Source organism: Thermanaerothrix solaris (assembly GCF_032334255.1).
GTDB lineage: Bacteria > Chloroflexota > Anaerolineae > Anaerolineales > Anaerolineaceae > Thermanaerothrix > Thermanaerothrix solaris.
The window spans coordinates 306,614-327,243 of record NZ_JAUHMF010000002.1; the positions used below are offsets into that span (position 1 = coordinate 306,614).

The following is a 20,630-nucleotide window of genomic DNA, read 5'->3' on the forward strand; positions in this document are numbered from 1 at the left end:
CGCTATCTGATGACGGTAGCGATATAACGTTATTAAATCAGCCCAGTTAAAAGGTCGCGCCTTTATCGTGCCAACTCCAGGATGACCACCGAAGCCACGCTTTCTGATTTTGATTTTACCACGACCTTGCCGTATGGACAATAGGTATAGAACAATTGTTCGTATGGCGCCCTAGGATTCTGACACTATGACGTAAAACTGAGAAATTGGTTATTGACAACGTTACGTAATACTGTTATAATGTGAACAACCATGGAAAACTCGAGCCCACGAACCTACACGATTCAAGAACTGGCCGAACGCTGTGGGGTTACGCCGCGCACGATCCGTTTTTACATCGAAGAAGGCTTGCTTCCCCCACCCCTGCAAGAGGGGCGCATCGGGCTCTACACCGATGAGCACGTTGAGCGGATGGAATTGATCCGCCAACTCAAAGAGGCCTTTCTCCCCCTGCGGGAGATCCATCGCCTGGTCAATTCGCTGAGCAGTGCCGAAATCCGTGCCCTGCTGGAGACCTTGCCCCGTACCCCTTATGCGGCGCCGGCGGAAGAGGCTGAGAGCCGACCGGTAGGGCAGAGTGCGTTAGATTACATTCGTTCTTTGCAAAAGGGGGTGACCCGAGAGGAAGATAGGACCGATTCAACTCAAACCTACCAAGAGGCGCACGCTGCGTTGTTGCGAAAGGTGCGCCGGGAGGAACTGGCGCCGGATGAGGATGAATTTGCCCGCTGGCAACGCATCACCATCGTCCCGGGCCTGGAGATCCACATCCGCGAATCCAGCGACTACCACTTTGTTTCGCGAGTGCGTCAACTGTTGGAGTTTGCCCGTCGTCTGTTTCGTGTGGAGTAACTAAACCGGTCTAACTCAATTCAATATCAGAAAGGGGAGTGTTCTCATGTCTGCGTCACCTCTACATCTGCATGTCGAGGGCGATCAGATGCTTGTTGCCCGTGAAGCCCCAACCCACCGCGTCGTCGAAGTCGTCATTACCGCCCCTGAGCATGCGCAGCAGACCCGACAGCGCATTCCGTTAAACCTGGCACTGGTGCTCGATCGCAGTGGTTCCATGAGCGGGGATAAATTGCATTACGTCAAGCAGGCTGCGTTGTATCTGGTTGAAACCCTGGAGGAGGCCGATCAATTGGCGTTCGTGGTTTATGATGATCAAGTCGACGTCCTCAGCCCCGGCCTCCCGCTGACCCCTGCGCACCGTCAGCACCTGGCGCATGCCATCCGGCAAGTGGAAAGCAGGGGCTATACCAACCTTTCCGGGGGCTGGCTGGCCGGGTGCGAACTGGCGGCTAAAGCCGCGACCACGGCACACCTCAACCGTGTCCTCTTGTTGACCGATGGCCTGGCCAATGTGGGCATTAGGGATCCAGAGGAGTTGGCGCATCATGCGCGCGAACTGGCGCGGCGCGGGATATCCACCTCCACCTTTGGGGTTGGGCTGGACTTCAACGAGCATTTGCTGGAGCGCATGGCGACGGAAGGGGATGGCAACTTCCATTTCATTGAGGCGCCGCAGGACATCCCGAACATCTTTGCCCGTGAGTTTAAGGAATTGATCACGATCACTGCGCGCGAGGTTGAACTCACGGTGGACCTACCCAAAGGGGTGACGGTCAATGTGTGTGGCGGCTGGCGGTACACCCTTGAAGATGGGCGTCTGCGTCTGGCCGTCGGCGCTCTGGCGGCCAAACGCGCGCAGGAACTCTATCTGGAGGTCACCACGCCGCCGGATGCCGAGGCGAAGGACCTCACGCTCACCTTCCTGGTGCGGGCGCGGGATGAAACAAACGGCGTTCTGGAAGCTCGGGCGGAGCGCACGTTTACCTATGCGAGTCAGGATGAGGTAGCCGCGGAGGCGGTCAACCAGGATTTGCTGGCGCGTTTTGCCAAAGTGGCCCTGGCTGATGCCAGCCTGGAAGCACTGCGCCTGGAGCGCGAAGGACGGCGGCATGAAGCTCGGAGTTCCATCCTGAGCCGCTTCAGCCAGGTAAGACCAGCCATGGATGCCCAGACTCGCACCGAGTATGAGCAGTTTGTGCAGCGCATTGAAGAGGGCCTGGCAGAAGACGAACGCAAGCGGCTGTCACAACAACGCCACGTGGAACGGCGGCGGCGTGAAGTTGGTAGCCCTGAGCCGGGGAAGACATCTAGCGCGCGGTGAACAGGGGGTGCCGCGCTTTAGCACGAGAAGGATCGTTCAGGGGTGTCGTGCCCTTGAGCGATCCTTCGGTTATCCCTCTAACCACTGAACCTAATCGTCAGGATGTCGCCGTCCTGCACCACGTACTCCTTGCCTTCCAGGCGCAGTTTCCCCTTGGCCCGCGCTTCGCTCATGCCTCCCAGGGCCATCAGATCGTCATAACTGATCACTTCGGCCCGGATGAAACCCTTCTGCATGTCGGTATGGATTTCGCCCGCGGCTTCGGGAGCGGTGGCGCCACGGCGCACCGTCCAGGCGCGCACTTCATCCGGACCTACGGTGAAGAACGACTGCAACCCCAGCAACTCATAGGAAAGACGTATGACCTTATTGAGCCCGGGCTCACTCAAGCCATACGCCTGCATGAATTCCGCTGCCTCCTCCGGGGGCAGCTGAGCCAGGTCCATCTCCAACTTGCCCTGCAGCGCCACCACCTGACTGCGCCGGTGGGGATACGAGACCGTGGGTGGCGTTTGCCCTTCGGCCAGGTTGAGCACGATCAGCATGGGTTTGCGGGTGAGAAAGCCGAACCCCGCCAGCAGGTGTTCATCCTCGGCGCTGAGGTCAAGGTCGCGGAGCGGGGTTTCGGCGCTCAGGGCCTGGTGCAGCCGTTCGAAGAGGGCCACCTCGCGTTCCAGGCTGGCCTTATCCCGCGCGCCCTTGCGCCGTTCTTCGTTCAACCGCTCTAATTTACGCTCCACCGCGATTAGGTCATTGAGAATGAATTCGCTCTCCATGACCGCAATGTCGCGTTGGGGGTCGAGGCTGCCCAGTGGGTGCGGGATGGCCTCATCCTCAAAACAGCGCACCACCTGGATGAAGCCGTCCATCTGGGTAAGTTGATTGAGTAGCGGCCCGGGCAGTCCCCCCTGACTGCGCGTGCCCTCGATGCCGGCAATATCCACGTAGGTCACTTTGGCGTAGATGACCTTTTTGGGGTTGAACATCGCCGCCAGACGATCCACGCGCGGGTCGGGCACATCCACAACCGCGGTATGCATGGCGACCTTGCCGGCGGAGAGGCCGGTGGGCTGATGCCCGCGGGTGAGGGCGTTAAAAATCGTGGTCTTTCCGGATTGAGGTAAACCGATGATTCCCAAGCGCATGTCAATATCCCTTGACCCTGAACCGAGTTCTCATTATACTAAGTAACGATGCACGCCGAAGTGGCGGAACTGGCAGACGCGCACGACTCAAAATCGTGTCCCGAAAGGGGTGTGGGTTCGACTCCCACCTTCGGCACCAGAGGAATACCCTCATCTGGCTGACAGCGCTGCTTCTGGCGCTGTTTTGTTTTGGCAGGGGGAATTATATCATGGGCAGGAATGGATCGCCGCGGTGGGCGGTTTATGGTAGGATTAGCGGCGAGCCGGTTCGCGCGAGGTTGAGGACATGCTTGAGGTAAGGGAGATTTGGAAATCCTACGAGGGCCAGCCCCTGCTGTGCGGGGTCTCGTTCGAGGTGCGACCCGGTGAAACGGTGTGCCTGCTGGGGCCCTCGGGGAGCGGTAAGAGCACGTTACTGCGCATTATCGCCGGGCTGGAGGTGCCGGAAGCCGGTCAGGTGCTGTGGCAGGGAGAGGATCTGGCGGCTGTGCCGGTGCATCAGCGCCACTTCGGGTTGATGTTTCAAGATTATGCTCTTTTCCCACACCGCACCGTGGCCGAAAACGTGGCTTTTGGCCTGCGCATGCAGGGCCTGCCGCGGGATGAAATTGCTCGGCGCGTCGAGGATGCCCTGGCGCGGGTCAACCTGCGGGAGTTTGCCCGCCGCCGCGTGACGGATCTCTCCGGTGGGGAGCAACAGCGGGTGGCTCTGGCACGTGCCCTGGCACCGCGCCCGCGCTTGCTGATGCTGGATGAGCCCCTCGGAGCACTCGACCGTGCCTTGCGCGAGCAACTAAGCGAGTTTTTGCGCACACTATTGCACGCAAGCGGCATCCCAACGATTTACGTCACCCATGACCAGGAAGAAGCCTTTGCCATCGCCGACCGCCTGATTCTGCTCCACCAGGGGCGCGTGGTGCAGGCTGGCCCACCGGATGCCGTCTATGCCCGCCCGGCTACCCCGTGGGTGGCGCGCTTCCTCGGCCTGACCAATTTGCTCCCGGCGCGGGTGCAAAGCCGGCAGCCTTTACGGCTGGAAACCCCCCTGGGCGTGTTGGACGTGGCCTCCGATGCCGCCACGTCTTGGCAGGAAGGGCAGAGGGTCACAGCGCTGGTGCGCCCGAACGCCGCGCGCCGGGTTGAACCCGGACAGGCTGGCCCCAACCATGTCGAAGGAACGGTGGAGGATGTGGTTTTCCGTGGCGAGGGTTATCGCATGATATTGCGCTGTCGGGATGGCGTACGCCTGAGTTTTACCCTGCCCCAGCCGGTTCAACCCGGCACGTCTCTAACCCTTAGCCTGGATCCGGATGGCATCCTACCTTTGGAGGCCGAGGCATGAGCGCCGATGAATGGGTGTGGGTGATCAAAAAGGACGTGACCGGACGCGAGATGTGGCGCTACCGCGGGCGGGTGGTCGCGCGTTATCCTTGCGGTGCACTGGTGGAGGCCTTTTTCGACCGCGAAGAAATGCCTTTTTTCGGCGTTGTTCTGCGCCCGGGAGATCGCTTTCTCGAAGCCTATTTCAGCGACCGCTGGTACAACCTCTTCGAAATCCACGACCGTGATACCGATGCGCTCAAGGCCTGGTACGCCAACATCACCCGCCCGGCGGAGATCAGCGTTGAGGCCATTGCCTATGTTGACCTGGCGCTGGACCTGCTGGTTTATCCTGATGGGCAACAGAAGGTGCTGGACGAGGCCGAGTTTGCCGCCTTGCCCCTGACCGTGGATGAGCGCTTGCACGCTCTGGCGGCGCTAGGGGAGTTGCAGAGCCTTTGGGCTGCACCTGGAGCCCCGTTGCGCTGGCAGGGGTTGCGCGGGTTATTCGCCACCTGAAAATTCGGAGATAATACGTATTATTCGGGAATTGACTTGACGCGCTTTTTCCCCTTATGCTATACTTTTTTTGCCCATCGCCGTATGGGCAGGTTGTGAGGCTGGAGAGGTCATGAGAGACTGGCAACCACCGGCTCGTTGCCCGAATAAATGGAGGGTCAGAACCGGGTGGCTGTCGAGAGAGGGCAGTCCAAGGCCTCCCCACGCCGTTTTTTAAACCCCCACATTTTTGATATAGAGGAGGAGAGTTATGAAACGTCACCTATGGTTCGTGTTCAGCGTGCTTCTGATCGCGAGCATGGTGCTGGCTGCGTGCGCTCAGGCCACGCCGACCCAACCCCCGGCCCAAGCCACGCAACCCCCCGCGCAGGAGCAACCCACTCAACCCCCGGCGGAGACACCCACTCAGCCCACGACCGAGCGCGCCCCGGTCATTCGCTTCGCCACCCTGGAGGACATGACCACCACCAATGTCTGGGCGCTCTTTGATGATGTCGGCGCTTCCTATTGGAACTATGTGGTGCAAATCTATCACTGGCCAACGCTGTTCACCCTCTCGGATCAGCGCTATGACTTCATCCCCGCGGTCGCGGCCGATTTCCCCAGCGAGTTCACCCAGGAAGGTGACCTCTACGTTGCCACGGTCAAACTCAAGGATGGGCTGGTGTGGAGCGATGGTAGCCCGGTGACCGCAGACGATGTCGCTTTCACCGCCAACACCGTCCTCAAATTCAAACTCGGCCTCAACTGGCAGTCCGGCTATAATCCCGACTACCTGGTCAAGGTTGAGGCGGTGGATCCGTTGACGGTGAAGTTCTACTATAACACCATCCCCGGCCTCTCCCTGTGGCAGTACGGCGCCTTACAGTCGCCCTTTGTTAATAAGGCTTACTGGGAGCCCAAGATTGCCGATGCCCTGGCCATCGTGAACAGCGACGAGTACAAAGCGCTTGAGCAGCAGGTGGCCGACCTGGAGAAAGCGGTCAAGGAAGGCACCGCGACCCAGGAAGAACTGGACGCCAAGAAGGGCGAACTGGATGCCAAACTAAAAGAAGCGGTGGACATCCTGCATAAATTGGATAACGAGGGCGAGCCCACCTTTGGCGCTTGGCGCTTGGAGAAGTGGGAAGTGGGCGCCTTTGCCGAGAACCGCGTCAACGAGAAGAACTTCTTCATCGGCACGGTGGTGGAAGAATATGCCAACGGCGCTTACCGTGAGTATAAAGAAGACGGTTCCTACGAATTCACCGCCTACGGCACCCCCGAGGGCGAGAAAGTCCTCGAATACAAGAGTGGCCCCTACTTCGATAGCGCGCTCTATACGCTCTACGGCAACCCGGATGCGGCAGTGCTGGCGTTGCGTAACAACGATGTGGACTTCCTGCTCAACCCCAGCGGCTTGCAGCAAGGTTTTGTCGATCAGTTGAAGGAAGACCCCAACATCACCATTGTCGAGAACAAGCAGAACGGTTTCCGTTACTTAGCCTTCAACCAGAACCGCTCATACTTCAAGGGTGAGGCCGGAAAGGCCCTGCGCCAGGCCATTGCCTGTATGATTGACCTCGACTTCCTGAGCCAGCGCGTCCTTCAAGGTGCAGTGCTGCCGGTTTACACCCTGGTGCCCGAGGGTAACGGTTTCTGGCACAACCCTGACGTGCCGAAGTGGTGCGCCGGCGATGACACCAAGACCCGCATGGAGAAGGCCGTGAAAATCCTGAAAGACGCCGGCTTCACCTGGGAGAAGGAACCGTCCTGGAACGAAGCCCGCGGCGGTTCGGTGGAGTACGGCCAAGGCTTGAAACTGCCCAATGGCGAGAAATTCCCCGAGGTCAAATTGCTGGCGCCCTCCGCGGGTTATGACCCCTTGCGCGCCACGGCGGGTGTCTACATCGAACAGTGGATGCGCCAGTTGGGCATCCCCGCCACGGCCGAGTTGACCAACTTCAACAACATCCTCACCGCGGTCTATGACACCGGTGATTACGATATGTTCATCCTCGGCTGGGGCTTGACGATTTACCCGGATTACATTTGCACCTTCTTCGACAGCGGCGTGCCCACCAACCCCTATGGGTATGAGAGCGCGGCGTTGAAAGAGAAGTGCGATGCCTTCTTGGTCGAGACCGACATCAACAAAGCCAAAGAGTTGGCATTTGAGATCCAGAACATCCTGGCCACCGAGTTGCCCTACATCACCCTCTTCACCAACCCGGTTTACGACGCCTTCCGCAACCTCGAATACCCCTACACCGAGGTGCTGGATGGCATCGGCTCCGGGCTCTACGGTGCGCCCACCCTGGCCAAGCCGGCCGCGCAGTAACATCACCTGTGAACGCCGAGAGGTTGAGGGGAAGTCCCTCAACCTCTCGCTTTATTTCCGCTCATGGCCAGGAGGTGGATCAAGCAGGTCAAAAATCACCCCATTAAACGGAAATTTGTTACCCTCCCCTGGCTGACATCTCTTAATAATTATGATAAGATACCCCAATCCTTCCCTACCTTAAAAACCTTTTGAGGAGTTGGGATGCTCAAATATATCGCCAACCGCCTATTGCAGATTATCGTTACCCTCTTTATTTTCTTCGCCCTGACCTATTTTATCTTAGATGCCCAACCGGGCGATATTACGCTCCAATACGTGAACAACCCTAAATTCACCAAGGAACAGCGGGAAGCCCTGCGTCGCCGCCTGGGGCTGGACAAGCCCGCCTACGTGCGCTTCTTCCAATGGATGGGCAACACCTTGCGCGGTGACCTGGGAGAATCCTACCAGTATCGCAAGCCGGTCATGGACGTGCTGCTGGAGCGCGCACCCCGCACTATCTTCCTCTTCCTCACGGCAACACTGATCGAATTCTTTGTGGGGTACTGGCTGGGTAGGGTGCTGGCCTGGCAGCGGGGCACCGGTTTGGAATATGGGATCACGGTGGTGGGGGCATTTTTCTATACCGTGTTCACACCCTGGTTTGCCCTGATGATGATTTACCTGTTTGGTTTTACCCTCAAGTGGTTCCCGATTGGCAAATTCCTGGATGTGAACCTCTGGCGCACAGCGCCCAAAGGGCTGACCGCCAACGAAATCTTTGTCAACCTGCTGCTGACAATGACCATCTTGGCCGCTGTCTTGGCGCTGGTCTACTACCTCACCCGTCGCATGAATCCCTACCGCGCCTCGCTGATCCGCTGGAGCGCTCTGATCGGTGGGGCGGCGATCACGGTGGGGTTCTGGGCGTCCTCGCCGGTTGCCAAATACGCCGGTGACATTCTCTACCACATGGCTTTGCCCATCATCGTCCTCACGCTGATCAACTTCTCCGGGACCATGTTGCTCACCCGCACCACGATGCTGGAGACGTTACGTGAGGACTATATTATGGCGGCGCGCGCCAAAGGGCTGCCAGAACGGGTGGTGCGTGATAAACACGCGGCACGGAATGCGGTGCTACCGGTCTTCACCAGCCTGATCATCTCACTGCCGTTCATCTTGGGGGGTGGCATCATCACCGAAACGGTCTTCTCGTGGGAGGGGTTGGGCTTGACCCTGCTCACGGCCTCTACCACGGGCGATATTCCGCTGGTCATGGGGTCGTTCCTGTTTATTGGCACGTTGGCGCTGCTGGCTCACCTGGTGGCCGATATTGCGTATGCCTTCCTTGACCCACGCATCCGATATGCCTGAGGGAGATGAGCCATGACCACAGCACCCGCTGACACCACCTTTCAAATTCAGGAGCCCCTGTGGAAAATTCGCCTGCGCATCGCCTGGAAGGGGTTTAAACAGAGTTGGATGCTCTTCACCGAAAACAAAATCGGGCTGGTGGGCTTGGGGATCATCCTCTTCTTCGGCTTGATGGCTGTGGCGCATCCCATCCTGATGCATACCGTGTGGGAGCCCAATATCTATGATCCCTTCATCGGCAACGATCCCACCATTTTGCAGCACCCTTCGCCGCCTTCGGCACGGCATTTGCTGGGTACCGATCCTGTGGGCCGCGATGTGCTCAGTCAGTTGATGTACAGCACCCAGTCCGAATTTATCCTGGGGCTGCTGGCGGCCATTGTGACCGTGACCATTGCCACCTCGGTCGGCGCCATATCGGCTTATTTTGGCGGTGCGCTGGATGCCTTTTTCATGCGCCTGGCCGACCTGATCAACATCTTGCCTTTCATCGCCTTATTGGTGGTGCTGACCGCTTTCTTCGATTTTGGCATGATCGAACTGGCACTCTTGATCGGCATCCTCTCCGGCTTCGGTGGCACTACCATAATTTTCAAAGCCCAGGCGCTGACCATCAAGGTCAAGCCGTATATCGAGGCGGCTAAGGTGGCTGGAGGGAGTGACTTGCACATCATCTTCCGCCACATTGTGCCCAACCTGATGCCATTGGCTTTCTTGAACATGATGTTCACCGTCACTGGTGCCATTTTCTCCGAGGCGGCGCTCTCGTTCTTTGGCCTGCTCAACTTACGCATGTCGTGGGGCATCATGATCAACACCACCCAAGCCGCCGGATACCTGCTGGGCGGTTGGAAATATTGGTACCTGATCGTTCCGCCGGGCCTGGCGATCACCCTCTTGTGCAGTGCCTTCTACCTGGTTGGGCGGGCACTGGATGAAGTGGTCAACCCGCGCCTGCGCCGGCGCTAAGCGAGGATGTGGCTTATGGCAGAAAAACCCTTGCTCTCGGTACGTAATCTCTCCATGATCTACAAGACGCGCAAAGGCGCGGTCTCAGCCATTGATAATGTCTCATTTGACCTGAAGCGCGGTGAATCGCTGGGATTGGTGGGTGAATCGGGCTGTGGCAAGACCTCGGTGGCGATGGCACTTTTACGTCTCTTACCCGATAATGCCCAGATCACTGGCGGGCAAATCTTGCTCGATGGCGTGGATTTGACCCAACTCAGCGAAGATGAGATGCAAAACATCCGCTGGAAGCGCATCTCCATGGTCTTCCAGGCGGCGATGAACGCGCTCGACCCGGTATATAAAGTGGGGGATCAAATTATTGAGGCGATTGAACGCCATGAACGCGATATAGATCCGGCAGAGGCACGCAAGCGCGTGGAAGCCCTGTTCAAACTGGTCGGGATTGATCCCAAGATGGCGGATCGTTACCCCCACGAGTTCAGCGGCGGAATGCGCCAGCGGGCAATCATTGCCATGGCCCTGGCCTGCAACCCCGACCTGATCATTGCCGACGAACCGACGACCGCACTGGACGTGATCGTCCAGGACCAGGTGCTGCGCGAACTGCGCCAGGTGCAGAAGCAAATGGGCATGAGCATGATTTACATCTCCCACGATATTGCCGTCATTGCTGAGGTGGCCGAACGGATCGCGATCATGTACGCCGGACGCATGTGCGAACTGGCCAGCGCGGTGGAAATCTTCAAGCGCCCGCGCCATCCCTACACCGTGGCGCTGATGTCAGCGTTCCCCAGCATTGTCGGTGAGAAGCGCCCGTTGGTGGCGTTGGGTGGTGAGCCCCCAGATCTGCTTTTCCCACCGCCGGGTTGCCGTTTCCACCCGCGTTGCCCGCGCGCCCTGGATATTTGCAAACAGCAGCAGCCCCCCTTTGAGGATATTGGCGGTGGGCACTATCTGGCGTGCTGGAATCCTGCTCCGGTGGTGGAGGTGCAGCCATGACCCCGAACAATGTTCCTCTGGTGCAGGTCACTGGTCTCAAAAAATATTATCCGGTGGGAGGCAATATCTTCAACCCCGGCAAGTTTAAAGTGCATGCGGTGGATGATATTTCCTTCACCATTCCCGCCGGTAAGTCGTTAGGTCTGGTGGGCGAATCGGGCTGTGGTAAAACCACCACTGGCAAACTGCTCACCCGTCTGATTGATCCAACTGAGGGCAAAATTCTCATCGCTGATGAGCAGGGCAACCTGGTAGACCTGGCTGCGCTCAAGGGCAATGAACTGAAACGTTTCCGCCGCCGCGTGCAAATGATCTTCCAAGACCCCTATGAGTCGCTCAACCCGCGCCTGACGATCTTCGATATCGTTGCCGAACCGCTGGCGGTGCAGGGAATTGGCACGGTATTGGACCGTGAGATCATGGTGGCCACGATGTTGGAGAAAGTGGGGCTGACCCCAGCCACCTCATTTATGTTCCGTTACCCGCATGAACTTTCGGGGGGGCAGCGCCAGCGCGTGGCGATTGCGCGCGCCCTGGTTATCAACCCCAGTTTTGTGGTGGCCGATGAGCCCACCTCGATGTTAGACGTCTCCATCCGCACCGGGGTCATGAATCTGATGATGGATCTGGCCCAGCAACTCGAGGTCAGTTATCTCTACATCACCCATGACCTGGCCGTGGCGCGCTACACCAGTGACATGTTGGCCGTGATGTACATGGGCAAGATTGTGGAATACGGCCCGACCGAAGAGGTGTTACATCATCCCTTGCATCCCTATACGCGGGCTTTGATCTCAGCGGTGCCGGTGCCGGATCCCACCTTCAAGCGCGGTGCGCCGGAGATCAAAGGGAGCATCAGCAAGCCGATCAACCCGCCCCCGCGTTGCCGTTTTTACGAGCGCTGCCCGATCGCGGCTAAAGTCTGCGAGGATAACGACCACCCACCTTTGGAAGATAAGGGTGGCGGGCATCTCGTTGCGTGCTACCGGGTGTAGAGGGTGCACTGCTCCCATGTGGAACGCAATCGCCGGGCCAGGGGGCCCGGCGTTGTCTTTGGGGATGATTTGCACGTCATACCCTCTGGCTCGCGAGCCAAGTGGTCAGATCCTCCCACCCATACCCGATCTCCTGGAGTGAGATGCCGCGGAGAGTGATCGTCTGTTCCCGTGTTGGTTGCCCACCCAGGCGGGCATAAAATGCCCGGCCCGGGTGGTTATCGGCCAGGACCCAGATCAGCATCGAGGTCAACCCGTTTTGAATTAACGTCTGCACCGAGGCGAGTACGAGCCGCGTGCCGATACCCTGGCGTTGAAACGTCGGCAGGACATACAGAGCATATATTTCACCCCGGTAAATCTCGTCCCCGCTTCGTTCCGGCCCCCCACTGGCAAAGCCCACGATACGCCCTGCTTTTTCGGCCACCCACCAAAAACTCCCCGGGGGCGGGTGTGTGATCCTTTCTCGGATCTGCTGAGCATCCTGTTCGACGGAAAGTTGGGCTAAGACGTTGGCCGGGATGAGGCCAGCATAGGCGGCGCGCCAGGTTTCCACATGCACCCAGGCGATGCCCTCGGCATCCTTGGGCGTCGCCGGGCGGATGAGTACATTGTCAGGAGGTTGGTTACTTTCCATAGGGCGGTGGGGAAAATCCGAAAACATAATGAGGATAGGATACCAAAATCTCAGATGTTTCTTCTATTTCGATTATATAATGAGGACGTAACTCACGCGCCCACCTGTCGTGAGTTTATCGTTCCACCTAAACAGCCTTGAAAAGGAGCCCTGGTCATGTCCGTTCAACCCGTCACAGCAGTACTCATCGGGGCTGGGCAGCGCGGTGCCGAAGCCTATGCACCTTATGCCCTGCAACATCCGGATCAGTTGCGCTTTGTGGCGGTGGCCGAGCCGGATCCGCAACGCCGCGCGCGCTTTGCCGCCCAGCACAATATTCCTCGCGAGCGTCAGTATTCGACTTGGGAAGATCTGTTGGATGAGCCTCAAATGGCCGATGCAGCGCTCATTTGCACCCAAGATACGCTACACACGGCCCCCGCTCTGGCCGCCCTGCGCGCGGGTTATCACGTCTTGCTGGAGAAGCCGCTTGCCCCACGCCCGGATGAGTGCGAGGCGATTGTGGCCACCAGTGAAGCGGTGGGGCGCCAGTTGCACGTTGGGCATGTGATGCGCTATACCCGCCACTATCAATTATTGCGTGAGATAGTGCAATCGGGCGTCCTGGGCGAGGTGGTGGATGTGGATCACCGCGAAAACGTCGCCTTCTGGCACATGGTGCACTCTTACGTGCGTGGGAACTGGCGCAATAGCGCTCTTTCCAGTCCGATGATCCTGGCCAAATGCTGCCATGACCTGGATATGCTGCCCTGGGTTTTGGGGCAACGCTGTCAGCGCCTCTACAGCGTGGGCAATCTGTTGCACTTCCGGGCTGAAAATGCCCCGCCCGGCGCGCCGGAACGCTGCCTGGATGGCTGTCCGGCAGCACAAACCTGCCCCTATTATGCGCCCTATATTTACCTGGAGATGAAGCCCTTCTGGCACAATTACGCCGAGACAGCGCCACGTGGTATTGCTCGCTGGGCGACGCGCCAGTGGGTGGAACGGCCATGGTTGGTGCGCCTGCTCAGCGTGGTTTACCCTGATTTGCGTCAGATCACCGAGTATCGCGGCTGGCCACTGACCGTGCTGGCCCTTGACCCCACCCCTGAGGCTATCCTGGAAGCACTCCGCAGCGGGCCGTATGGGCGTTGCGTCTATCATTGCGATAACGACGTGGTGGATCACCAGGTGGTGAGCATGCTCTTCAGCGCCGGCAGCACGGTCACGCTGACCATGCATGGGCATTCTCATATTGAGCACCGCTCCACCCGCATTGAAGGCACGCGCGGGCGTCTGTTGGCCATGATGGGCAACGGCGGCGGGTGGATTCAGGTGGAAGAACACCGCACGCTCTCTCGCCGCACCTACGATACCAGCCCGCCCCCCGGCCAGGGCCATGGCGGTGGGGATATGGGGCTGATGGCGCATTTTGTGGCTTGCGTGCGTGCCGGCGGCAACCCGCCGGAGGTACGTCAGGCGGCCCGCGAGGCGCTGGAGAGCCACCGCCTGGCCTTTGCGGCTGAGGAATCGCGCCTCAGCGGGCAGGCCATCTTTATGGAATAGAAGAACTGCCCGGTTACCGGATGGGGTTAGACGCGCTTATTCCTTGGGGGCCAGGGTTTCGGTGCGCAGGTTGAGAATCTCCTTGCGTTTTTCCGCCCACCGTAGCGCATCGCGGATGCCGTCTTCGATGGAAAGTTGTGCTTTCCAACCCAACAAACGCTCGGCGGTATCCGCATTGGCATAGGAACCCGCAATATCGCCGGGGCGGGGTGGGGCTTCGCGCACCGGGATCTGCCGCCCAATCACCTTCTGGAAGGCATCTAAGAGTTCGCGCACGGTGACACCGCGTCCGGTACCCAGGTTGATGACCAGATAGCGATCTGGCGGATTGCCGGCACGCTCGAACACGGCGTCAAAGTCCAGCACGGCGGCCAGGTGCGCCTGTGCCAAATCCCAGACGTGGATGTAATCGCGGATGCCAGTGCCATCACGGGTGGGCCAGTTGGTGCCGGTGATCTCGAAATAGGGATATTTACCCAGTGCGGTGTCCACCATCCGGCCCAGGACGTGGGTGGGGTTTTCCACGTGGATGCCACTGCGCAGTTGGGGGTCGGCGCCGATAGGGTTGAAGTAGCGCAGGGCAATGCCGTACATGCCATAACTCACACAATAATCCCGCAGGATCATTTCCATCATGTATTTGGTGCGGGCGTAGGGACTGGAGGGTTTAAGCGGGGAATCCTCGCGCACCATGAAGCCCGGCACGACATCATAGAGCGAGGCCGAGGAACTGAACACGACCCGCTTACACCCCAGGCGTTGCAGGTGATAAAAGAACTCAATGGATTTGCCAACATTCTCACGGTAGTACTCGTAGGGCTTTTCCATGGATTCGGGCACGACGATCAGTGCCGCGCAGTGGATGGTGGCGTGAATATCGGGGTGCTCCTGGAAAATGCGCTCCAAGAGGGCGACATCCGCGATATCGCCGGGATAAAAGATGCGCCCACGGGTGAATTCCACCCGTCCGGTGGAGAGGTTATCCAGAATGATGGGGGTATGGCCGGCATCCAACAGGGCTGAGCAAATGGTACTCCCGATGTAACCGGCGCCGCCACTGACGAGGATTTTCATACGCCTCCTTGAGGTAGATGAATGTCGTCACATGAGGGTGATTATAGACGATTTTGCCCGCTATGCCCAATCAGGGACAAGGAATTTCCTGCCGCAGGGCTTCATGAGCCTGCTCTCGTTGTGGGCTGGTTGGGGTCTCGCGCAGCAAGCGCTCCCACAGGCGGCAAACCACGCCATGCATGGTCGGGGCCACTCGCGCTGCTTCCAGGCTTTGGGTTAGGGCAGCTTCCCATTGCCCGGTGTGGGCATAGCCCTCGATGAACGGTAACCGTTCGGCGGGGTCGTTGGGGTAATCGCCCAGAGCGAAGGCAGTTTCGGCCAGGGCAACCACGGTTTCCCAGTCTCGGCGCTGGCGGGCTAAATCAGCCTGTTCGTAATAATAGCACCAGCCGTGAGGTGGTTCAGGGGCGTAAAAAGCGGGTAAGCGGGGTGCAGGCGTCGCGATTTCGATTTGGTTGGGAGCGCTTAATCGGGCTGCTACGTGGCGCAGGCGCGGAGGGAGGAAGAGGTTATCGGCTTCCAAGACAGGATCCACGACCCGCAGACAGGCAGGAGGTTGGTAGTAAAGCACTAAGACCTGATCGGTGCTGCCGGTAAACATTGCGGCTAAATAGTCCACCTGCACCGGTTGGTGGGCGATGCCGGATTGCAAGGCCCAATGCGAACGACGGACGTCCAGATCTACCAGTAGATAATCCATTCGCGAGGTAGGGTTTTCAGGGGCATAAATCCAGTTGAGCGGGGCAGTGAGCGAATTGTCGCTGTAATAGCGCAACGGCAACCCTTGCATCACGATGGTGGTGCCGGGCTTGAGGGCTGGGATGCGCCAGGCCATTTGCCAAAACAAGGCCCGCTGTACCTCCCAATCGCGGCGGCAATCGCCGCTGTTTTGGGTCTGAGCCGCGGTAGCCAATCCTAACGCGACGACCAGGAAGGCTGTGGGTAGTGAGGCAGGTAGCAAACGTACTAGCCCCACCAAAAGACAGGCGGCGCCGAGCATGAAAGGCAGGGTGAACCGGTCATAAGGAAAGCCAAAGTGAACCGGTAAATCGGTGAGCCAGAAGGGCCAACCAGCCAATAGTAACCCCGCGCTTCCCAGCCCCAGCCACGGGCGCGCGGCTTGCGAGCGCTGGCTAAATCCCGAGGGCGGCGTTAGGCGCCAGGTACGCCGTCCCATGAAAAAGAGGAGGCTCAGGGCAGCGGCAAGCGCAACCAGGGTAAAGATCAGCGTGCGTGGGCCGGCAGTCGGTAACATCGTGAGGCGCTGGAGGGGATAAAACCATACCCACAAACCTGCGCGTAGGCTATCGTTGAGGATCCGAGTGAGCACGTGCCCAATAGCGGTCAGAGGTTGAGCGGCCAGAGCGGTGAGGATATGGGGCTGGTAATTGTAGGTTTGATAAGGGAAGAAAAACGCTCGCCAGAGCCCGATGCCTACAAAGAGGATGAGATATGGCAGGCTGTGGCGCAGGGCGTGGCGCCAGCGTTGCGCGCCCGTGCTGGTGAGGGCTTGGATCAACAAGAGCGGGCGCAGCAGGTCGAGCAGGAAGAAATACTCCATACTGAGCAGGTTGATAGCACTCAGCATGAGTCCCAGGCTGTGCCAATACCAGCGGTGAGCGGGTGTGCGGATGGCCCGGAGCGAGGCGTACAACGAGCCGAAGAAGGCGGTGAGGACGATGAAAAAATGGCTGTAGACAATGCTGATAGGCTGCTGACCAAAGCCGGGATAAAGGCTGAAAGCCAGCGCGATCCAGGCGGCTTCAGTGGGTTGCTGGGGGCGAGCCTGGCGCAAGGTCAGCCACAGCATAACCCCGGCTAGCCAACGCCAGAAGAAGGCATACAGTTGCCATTGCCAAGGGGCCGTGCCCAAGAACGTCATTGAGATCTGGTACAGCAAACCCCAAAAGGGGCGTTTGGTGGCAAAATAAGCTTTTAGCCCTTCCGCACCATAAGTCTTGCCGATCCACAGCATGGGCAGGTCGTCCCAGTAAAACCCCAGCCAGGGTAAGAAAAGCCCATAGGCTAAAACCAGCAGAAGAAAAAGGATTAATGGAAAGGTGATCGAATGGGAAAGCCATGCGGTTAGATTGCGTCGTACCATGGGCTTATGAGTTTTGACGAGAAGATTGAGAGTGGGAGATCACCTGCCGGATCAGATAAATCGGGCGTTCTTTGACTTCCTGGAAGATATAGCCTACATATAGGCCGATGATACCCAGCATGATCATCAGCGAGCCGCCGACAAAAAGCAGGACGAACATGAGCGATGACCAGCCCGGTGCTAAACTGGCCTGGCGCCCGGTCAGCCAGAAACTTAGGACGTAGAGGGCTTCCAGAAGCGCCAGGAGGAGAAATACACCCCCCAGCGAAATACCGATATACAAAGGGACTAACGAAAAAGAGAAGATGGCATTGAACGCCAGGCGCAGCATTTTCTGAAGGGAGTAATGAGAATGACCACCCAGACGGGGCGCCGGTGTGTAGGGTAGGATCACGGTGCGAAAGCCCATCCAGCCCACCATGCCGCGCAGGAAGCGGTGATATTCGCGCATCTGGCGCAAGGCTGCGACCGCCCGGCGCTGGAGCAAGCGAAAATCTGAAACCCCCGGCGGGATCGGCGTGGACGCGATACGGTTGATCAGGCGGTAGAACGCTTCTGAAGTCCAGCGCTTGAACCAGCCTGCCTGTTGCGGTTCCTGCCGTTGGGCCAGCACCACCTCATAACCCTGAGCAGCCAGCGCCAGCATTTCGGGGATGAGTTCGGGCGGATGTTCGCCGTCACCGTCCATGCTGATCACCCACTCGGCTTCGGCCTGATCCAGCCCGGCGGTCAATGCCGCCTGATGGCCGAAGTTGCGGCTCAATTCCACCACGGTAACACGGGAATCGCTCTCGACCAGCGCTTCGAGTACCACTTGAGTGCCATCGGTAGAACCATCGTTGATGTAGTAAATTGAAAATGAGTAGGGGAGAGGATCAATGACCGCGCGTAAACGCTGGTGAAAAGCCGCTACAACGGTTTCTTCGTTAAAAACCGGGATAACGATGGCGACTTGCGAAGGGTGGGGAACCAATTCGGATGCCAAAACCTTGGCCGTCAAACGTGAAGGGATTTCGTTTTCAAGTATATCAAAAAACCACTTGTATTTCGATTCCAGATTTGCTATACTAAAACTGGTCTGACCTCTTACCTCTTGTTGGAGTGCCCATGGATTGGTCGCCCCCACCCCCGCGCCCGGCAGAATTGGCCGAATATCGTCTGATCGAAGCTATCCTTAGCGGCGTCTTTCCCCCCGGCAGCACATTACCCAATGAGCGCGACCTTGCCGCCCGTTTGGGCGTGACCCGCCCCACCCTGCGCGAGGCTTTGCAGCGCCTGGCCCGCGATGGTTGGCTTGAAATCCATCACGGCAGGCCCACTCGCGTGCGCGATTACTGGCGCGAGGGCAACCTTAATATCCTCAATGCGTTGATCCATCACCCCGAATCGCTCCCACCTACGTTTATCCCTAACCTGTTACAGGTGCGCGTTTTGTTAGCCCCGGCCTATTGCCGCCTGGCCTTCGAGCGAGCCCGGGAGGAGGTTGCGGCTCTCCTCACTCGCTTGTGCACCTTGCCGGATGAAGCCGAAGCCTTTGCCAGTGGAGATTGGCAATTGCACCACACCCTCACCGTTCTTTCGGGCAATCCGGTCTTTACCCTCATCCTCAATGGCTTTCATGATCTCTACTTGACCATGGCACGGCGCTATTTCAACCATGCTGCAGCACGCGCCCGTTCCCGGGCGTATTACGAGGGATTACGGCAGTATGCACTGCAGAATCAACCCGAAGCCGCCGAAGCCCTTACCCGGGCGGTGATGCTGGAAAGCATCCGCTTGTGGGACGCCGTTGCCAGTAATGGCGACAGCCTGCTCTGATCTATTTCTTTCCGTTCATTCCCAATTTCATCCTTCAGGAGGTTGCAATGTGGTCTCGCGGATGGCGCGATGCCGTCTGGTCGGCGTTGGATCGCCCCTGGGATGTTCTCATTATCGGGGGCGGGGTGACCGGTGCCGGGCTGTTGCGCTTGTGTACGCTCTTTGGTTTGCAGGCGGTGCTGATTGAAGCCCGTGATTTTTCTTTTGGCACCTCGAGCCGTTCGTCCAAATTGGTGCATGGTGGCTTTCGCTATTTGCGTAACCGCCAGTACAATGTGACTTATGAATCCGTGCGCGAGCGGGAGTGGTTGCTACGCGCAGCCCCGAACCTGGTGACGCCACTGCCGTTTGTGCTACCGGTTTATCCGCACTATCGCGCCTCGCTGCGGCAATTCCAAATCGGGGTGCTCATTTACGATGGTATGGCGTTGCGCTGGCAGCATGGGACGCTTTCGCCCCAGGCGGTGCTGACGCGTTGCCCCTGGCTTAACCCGGAGGGCTTGCTGGGAGGGGTGTATTACGGTGATGCCCGGGTAGATGACGCGCGCCTGGTGCTGCGTCTGCTGCGCGAGGCGGTTCAGGCGGGTGCGATGGCGCTTTCGTATGCGCGTGCGGTGGAACTTTTACGTATGGCCAACGGCCAGGTCTGCGGTGCCGTTGTGCGGGATGAGGCGGATCCACAAGGACGTACCGTCGAGGTGCGGGCGCGCGTGGTGATCAACGCGACCGGACCGTGGACCGATAGCCTGCGTCGCGAGGTCGGGGGCACTCCGCGCTTGCGCCGTACCCGTGGCAGCCATTTAGTCTTCCCGCGGGCCAGGTTCCCGCTGAGCGAAGCCGTAACCCTGCTGCACCCGCATGATCGCCGGGCCATGTTTGCCATCCCCTGGGAGGGGGTTACGCTGCTAGGCACCACCGATCTCGACCATCCGCCGGAGTGGGAGGATCGTGAACCTTTCGCCACGGCGGAAGAGATAGATTACCTGTTGGAAGCCTTGCGTATCATTTTCCCACGCGTGGAGGCCGGGGCACAGGACATCCTGGCCACGTTCGCCGGCTTGCGCCCGATCATTCGGAGTGGCGCCGAGCATCCTTCCAAAGAATCCCGTGCTCATAGTGTGTGGGATGAGCACGGACTGATTACCATCACCGGGGGCAAGTTGACCACCTTCCGCCGCATGGCGTACGACACCTTGCGCGCAGCAGCGGGTTATCTAAGCCTGCCCGCGAAACCCCACGGGGCGAAGGCGTTTTTCTCTCCCGTCCCGTTGGAAGCTCCGGCGCCGGACCTGGACTTTGAAACGCTGGCTTACCTGGCCGGGCGGCTTGGGCCGGAGATCCTGCGGTTTTTGGACGAGATGCCGGCAGACGAACTGCATCCCATTCCCACCCTGCCCAATCTGTGGGCGGAGGTGCGCTGGGCCGCACGGCATGAGGGGGTTGTTCATTTGGACGACTTGCTGCTGCGGCGCGTGCGCTTGGGGTTGTTGTTGCCCAACGGCGGTTTGGATCATCTTGATGTTCTCCGCAGCCTGATCCAACCTGAATTGGGCTGGGAGGATGCGCGCTGGGAAGCAGAGGTCCATGCCTACCGCGGGATCTGGCGGCGTTTTTACAGTCCATCCCCCACTGGATAACGTCTCAGGA

17 protein-coding genes and 1 tRNA gene are annotated in these 20,630 nt (G+C 58.8%); 13 read left to right on the forward strand and 5 right to left on the reverse strand.

What is annotated here, in order from left to right; translation table 11 throughout:
* Positions 1–252: 252 nt before the first annotated feature.
* Both QYE77_RS09575 and QYE77_RS09580 read left to right on the forward strand, forming a co-directional pair.
* Positions 253–852: a MerR family transcriptional regulator gene (locus QYE77_RS09575; RefSeq protein WP_315625178.1), complete on the forward strand. Its 600-nt coding sequence runs from the start codon at positions 253–255 to the stop codon at positions 850–852.
* Between the two features lie 46 nt (positions 853–898).
* Positions 899–2,176, forward strand: a complete 1,278-nt coding sequence (locus tag QYE77_RS09580) for a vWA domain-containing protein (protein ID WP_315625179.1) — start codon at positions 899–901, stop codon at positions 2,174–2,176.
* A 77-nt stretch (positions 2,177–2,253) separates the two neighbouring features.
* On the opposite strand, the gene ychF is transcribed toward QYE77_RS09580, so the two are convergent.
* Positions 2,254–3,321, reverse strand: coding sequence for a redox-regulated ATPase YchF (gene ychF / locus QYE77_RS09585; RefSeq protein ID WP_315625180.1), 1,068 nt, complete (start codon positions 3,319–3,321; stop codon positions 2,254–2,256).
* A gap of 54 nt (positions 3,322–3,375) precedes the next feature.
* On the opposite strand from ychF, the gene QYE77_RS09590 reads away from it, so the two are divergent.
* The 8 genes from QYE77_RS09590 to QYE77_RS09625 all read left to right on the forward strand — a co-directional run bounded on the left by QYE77_RS09590 (position 3,376) and on the right by QYE77_RS09625 (position 11,805).
* Positions 3,376–3,460 (forward strand) — tRNA-Leu (locus QYE77_RS09590).
* Positions 3,461–3,607: 147 nt separating this feature from the next.
* Entirely contained in the window at positions 3,608–4,663 is a 1,056-nt protein-coding gene (locus tag QYE77_RS09595; RefSeq protein WP_315625181.1) for an ABC transporter ATP-binding protein, read from the forward strand.
* Positions 4,660–5,160 carry a ribonuclease FAU-1 family protein gene (locus QYE77_RS09600; RefSeq protein WP_315625182.1) on the forward strand — a complete coding sequence of 167 codons (501 nt, stop codon included), beginning with the start codon at positions 4,660–4,662 and terminating at the stop codon, positions 5,158–5,160. Before QYE77_RS09595 ends, QYE77_RS09600 begins: the two co-directional genes overlap by 4 nt.
* A 250-nt stretch (positions 5,161–5,410) precedes the next feature.
* Entirely contained in the window at positions 5,411–7,480 is a 2,070-nt protein-coding gene (locus QYE77_RS09605) for an ABC transporter substrate-binding protein (protein ID WP_315625184.1), read from the forward strand.
* Between the two features lie 204 nt (positions 7,481–7,684).
* Entirely contained in the window at positions 7,685–8,839 is a 1,155-nt protein-coding gene (locus QYE77_RS09610) for an ABC transporter permease (RefSeq protein WP_315625185.1), read from the forward strand.
* 12 nt (positions 8,840–8,851) lie between these two features.
* Entirely contained in the window at positions 8,852–9,808 is a 957-nt protein-coding gene (locus tag QYE77_RS09615; protein WP_315625186.1) for an ABC transporter permease, read from the forward strand.
* Positions 9,809–9,823: 15 nt separating this feature from the next.
* On the forward strand, positions 9,824–10,810 hold the full coding sequence (locus tag QYE77_RS09620) for an ABC transporter ATP-binding protein (RefSeq protein WP_315625187.1): 987 nt from the start codon (positions 9,824–9,826) through the stop codon (positions 10,808–10,810).
* Positions 10,807–11,805 (forward strand): ABC transporter ATP-binding protein, encoded by a 999-nt coding sequence (locus QYE77_RS09625; RefSeq protein WP_315625188.1) that lies wholly within the window; start codon positions 10,807–10,809, stop codon positions 11,803–11,805. Before QYE77_RS09620 ends, QYE77_RS09625 begins: the two co-directional genes overlap by 4 nt.
* A gap of 76 nt (positions 11,806–11,881) precedes the next feature.
* Here QYE77_RS09625 and QYE77_RS09630 read toward each other — a convergent pair whose 3' ends face one another.
* Complete coding sequence (locus QYE77_RS09630) at positions 11,882–12,442, reverse strand: GNAT family N-acetyltransferase (protein WP_315625189.1); 561 nt, start codon at positions 12,440–12,442, stop codon at positions 11,882–11,884.
* Positions 12,443–12,598: 156 nt separating this feature from the next.
* Here QYE77_RS09630 and QYE77_RS09635 point away from each other — a divergent pair, with 156 nt between their 5' ends.
* Positions 12,599–13,987 carry a Gfo/Idh/MocA family protein gene (locus QYE77_RS09635; RefSeq protein WP_315625190.1) on the forward strand — a complete coding sequence of 463 codons (1,389 nt, stop codon included), beginning with the start codon at positions 12,599–12,601 and terminating at the stop codon, positions 13,985–13,987.
* A gap of 36 nt (positions 13,988–14,023) precedes the next feature.
* Here QYE77_RS09635 and galE read toward each other — a convergent pair whose 3' ends face one another.
* The 3 genes from galE to QYE77_RS09650 form a co-directional block, all read right to left on the reverse strand.
* The gene (gene galE, locus QYE77_RS09640; RefSeq protein WP_315625191.1) at positions 14,024–15,061 is read right to left on the reverse strand and encodes a UDP-glucose 4-epimerase GalE; all 1,038 of its coding nucleotides are present in this window, start codon (positions 15,059–15,061) and stop codon (positions 14,024–14,026) included.
* 70 nt (positions 15,062–15,131) lie between these two features.
* A complete protein-coding gene (locus tag QYE77_RS09645) occupies positions 15,132–17,165 on the reverse strand; it encodes a tetratricopeptide repeat protein (RefSeq protein WP_315625192.1) in 2,034 nt (677 codons plus the stop codon).
* A gap of 4 nt (positions 17,166–17,169) precedes the next feature.
* Positions 17,170–18,150: a glycosyltransferase family 2 protein gene (locus tag QYE77_RS09650; RefSeq protein ID WP_315625193.1), complete on the reverse strand. Its 981-nt coding sequence runs from the start codon at positions 18,148–18,150 to the stop codon at positions 17,170–17,172.
* A gap of 122 nt (positions 18,151–18,272) precedes the next feature.
* Here QYE77_RS09650 and fadR point away from each other — a divergent pair, with 122 nt between their 5' ends.
* Together fadR and QYE77_RS09660 are read left to right on the forward strand one after the other, a co-directional pair.
* Complete coding sequence (gene fadR, locus QYE77_RS09655) at positions 18,273–18,983, forward strand: fatty acid metabolism transcriptional regulator FadR (RefSeq protein WP_315625194.1); 711 nt, start codon at positions 18,273–18,275, stop codon at positions 18,981–18,983.
* 47 nt (positions 18,984–19,030) lie between these two features.
* Positions 19,031–20,620 carry a glycerol-3-phosphate dehydrogenase/oxidase gene (locus QYE77_RS09660; RefSeq protein ID WP_315625195.1) on the forward strand — a complete coding sequence of 530 codons (1,590 nt, stop codon included), beginning with the start codon at positions 19,031–19,033 and terminating at the stop codon, positions 20,618–20,620.
* Positions 20,621–20,630 lie beyond the last annotated feature (10 nt).

What these genes read in the sequence shown, in the direction of transcription:
- galE (WP_315625191.1), bottom strand. Translation starts at nt 15,061, where the DNA reads ATGAAAATCCTCGTCAGTGGCGGCGCCGGTTACATCGGGAGTACCATT.
- QYE77_RS09625 (WP_315625188.1), top strand. Translation starts at nt 10,807, where the DNA reads ATGACCCCGAACAATGTTCCTCTGGTGCAGGTCACTGGTCTCAAAAAA.
- QYE77_RS09575 (WP_315625178.1), top strand. Translation starts at nt 253, where the DNA reads ATGGAAAACTCGAGCCCACGAACCTACACGATTCAAGAACTGGCCGAA.
- QYE77_RS09600 (WP_315625182.1), top strand. Translation starts at nt 4,660, where the DNA reads ATGAGCGCCGATGAATGGGTGTGGGTGATCAAAAAGGACGTGACCGGA.
- QYE77_RS09605 (WP_315625184.1), top strand. Translation starts at nt 5,411, where the DNA reads ATGAAACGTCACCTATGGTTCGTGTTCAGCGTGCTTCTGATCGCGAGC.
- fadR (WP_315625194.1), top strand. Translation starts at nt 18,273, where the DNA reads ATGGATTGGTCGCCCCCACCCCCGCGCCCGGCAGAATTGGCCGAATAT.
- ychF (WP_315625180.1), bottom strand. Translation starts at nt 3,321, where the DNA reads ATGCGCTTGGGAATCATCGGTTTACCTCAATCCGGAAAGACCACGATT.
- QYE77_RS09660 (WP_315625195.1), top strand. Translation starts at nt 19,031, where the DNA reads ATGTGGTCTCGCGGATGGCGCGATGCCGTCTGGTCGGCGTTGGATCGC.
- QYE77_RS09620 (WP_315625187.1), top strand. Translation starts at nt 9,824, where the DNA reads ATGGCAGAAAAACCCTTGCTCTCGGTACGTAATCTCTCCATGATCTAC.
- QYE77_RS09635 (WP_315625190.1), top strand. Translation starts at nt 12,599, where the DNA reads ATGTCCGTTCAACCCGTCACAGCAGTACTCATCGGGGCTGGGCAGCGC.
- QYE77_RS09615 (WP_315625186.1), top strand. Translation starts at nt 8,852, where the DNA reads ATGACCACAGCACCCGCTGACACCACCTTTCAAATTCAGGAGCCCCTG.
- QYE77_RS09610 (WP_315625185.1), top strand. Translation starts at nt 7,685, where the DNA reads ATGCTCAAATATATCGCCAACCGCCTATTGCAGATTATCGTTACCCTC.
- QYE77_RS09630 (WP_315625189.1), bottom strand. Translation starts at nt 12,442, where the DNA reads ATGGAAAGTAACCAACCTCCTGACAATGTACTCATCCGCCCGGCGACG.
- QYE77_RS09580 (WP_315625179.1), top strand. Translation starts at nt 899, where the DNA reads ATGTCTGCGTCACCTCTACATCTGCATGTCGAGGGCGATCAGATGCTT.
- QYE77_RS09645 (WP_315625192.1), bottom strand. Translation starts at nt 17,165, where the DNA reads ATGGTACGACGCAATCTAACCGCATGGCTTTCCCATTCGATCACCTTT.
- QYE77_RS09595 (WP_315625181.1), top strand. Translation starts at nt 3,608, where the DNA reads ATGCTTGAGGTAAGGGAGATTTGGAAATCCTACGAGGGCCAGCCCCTG.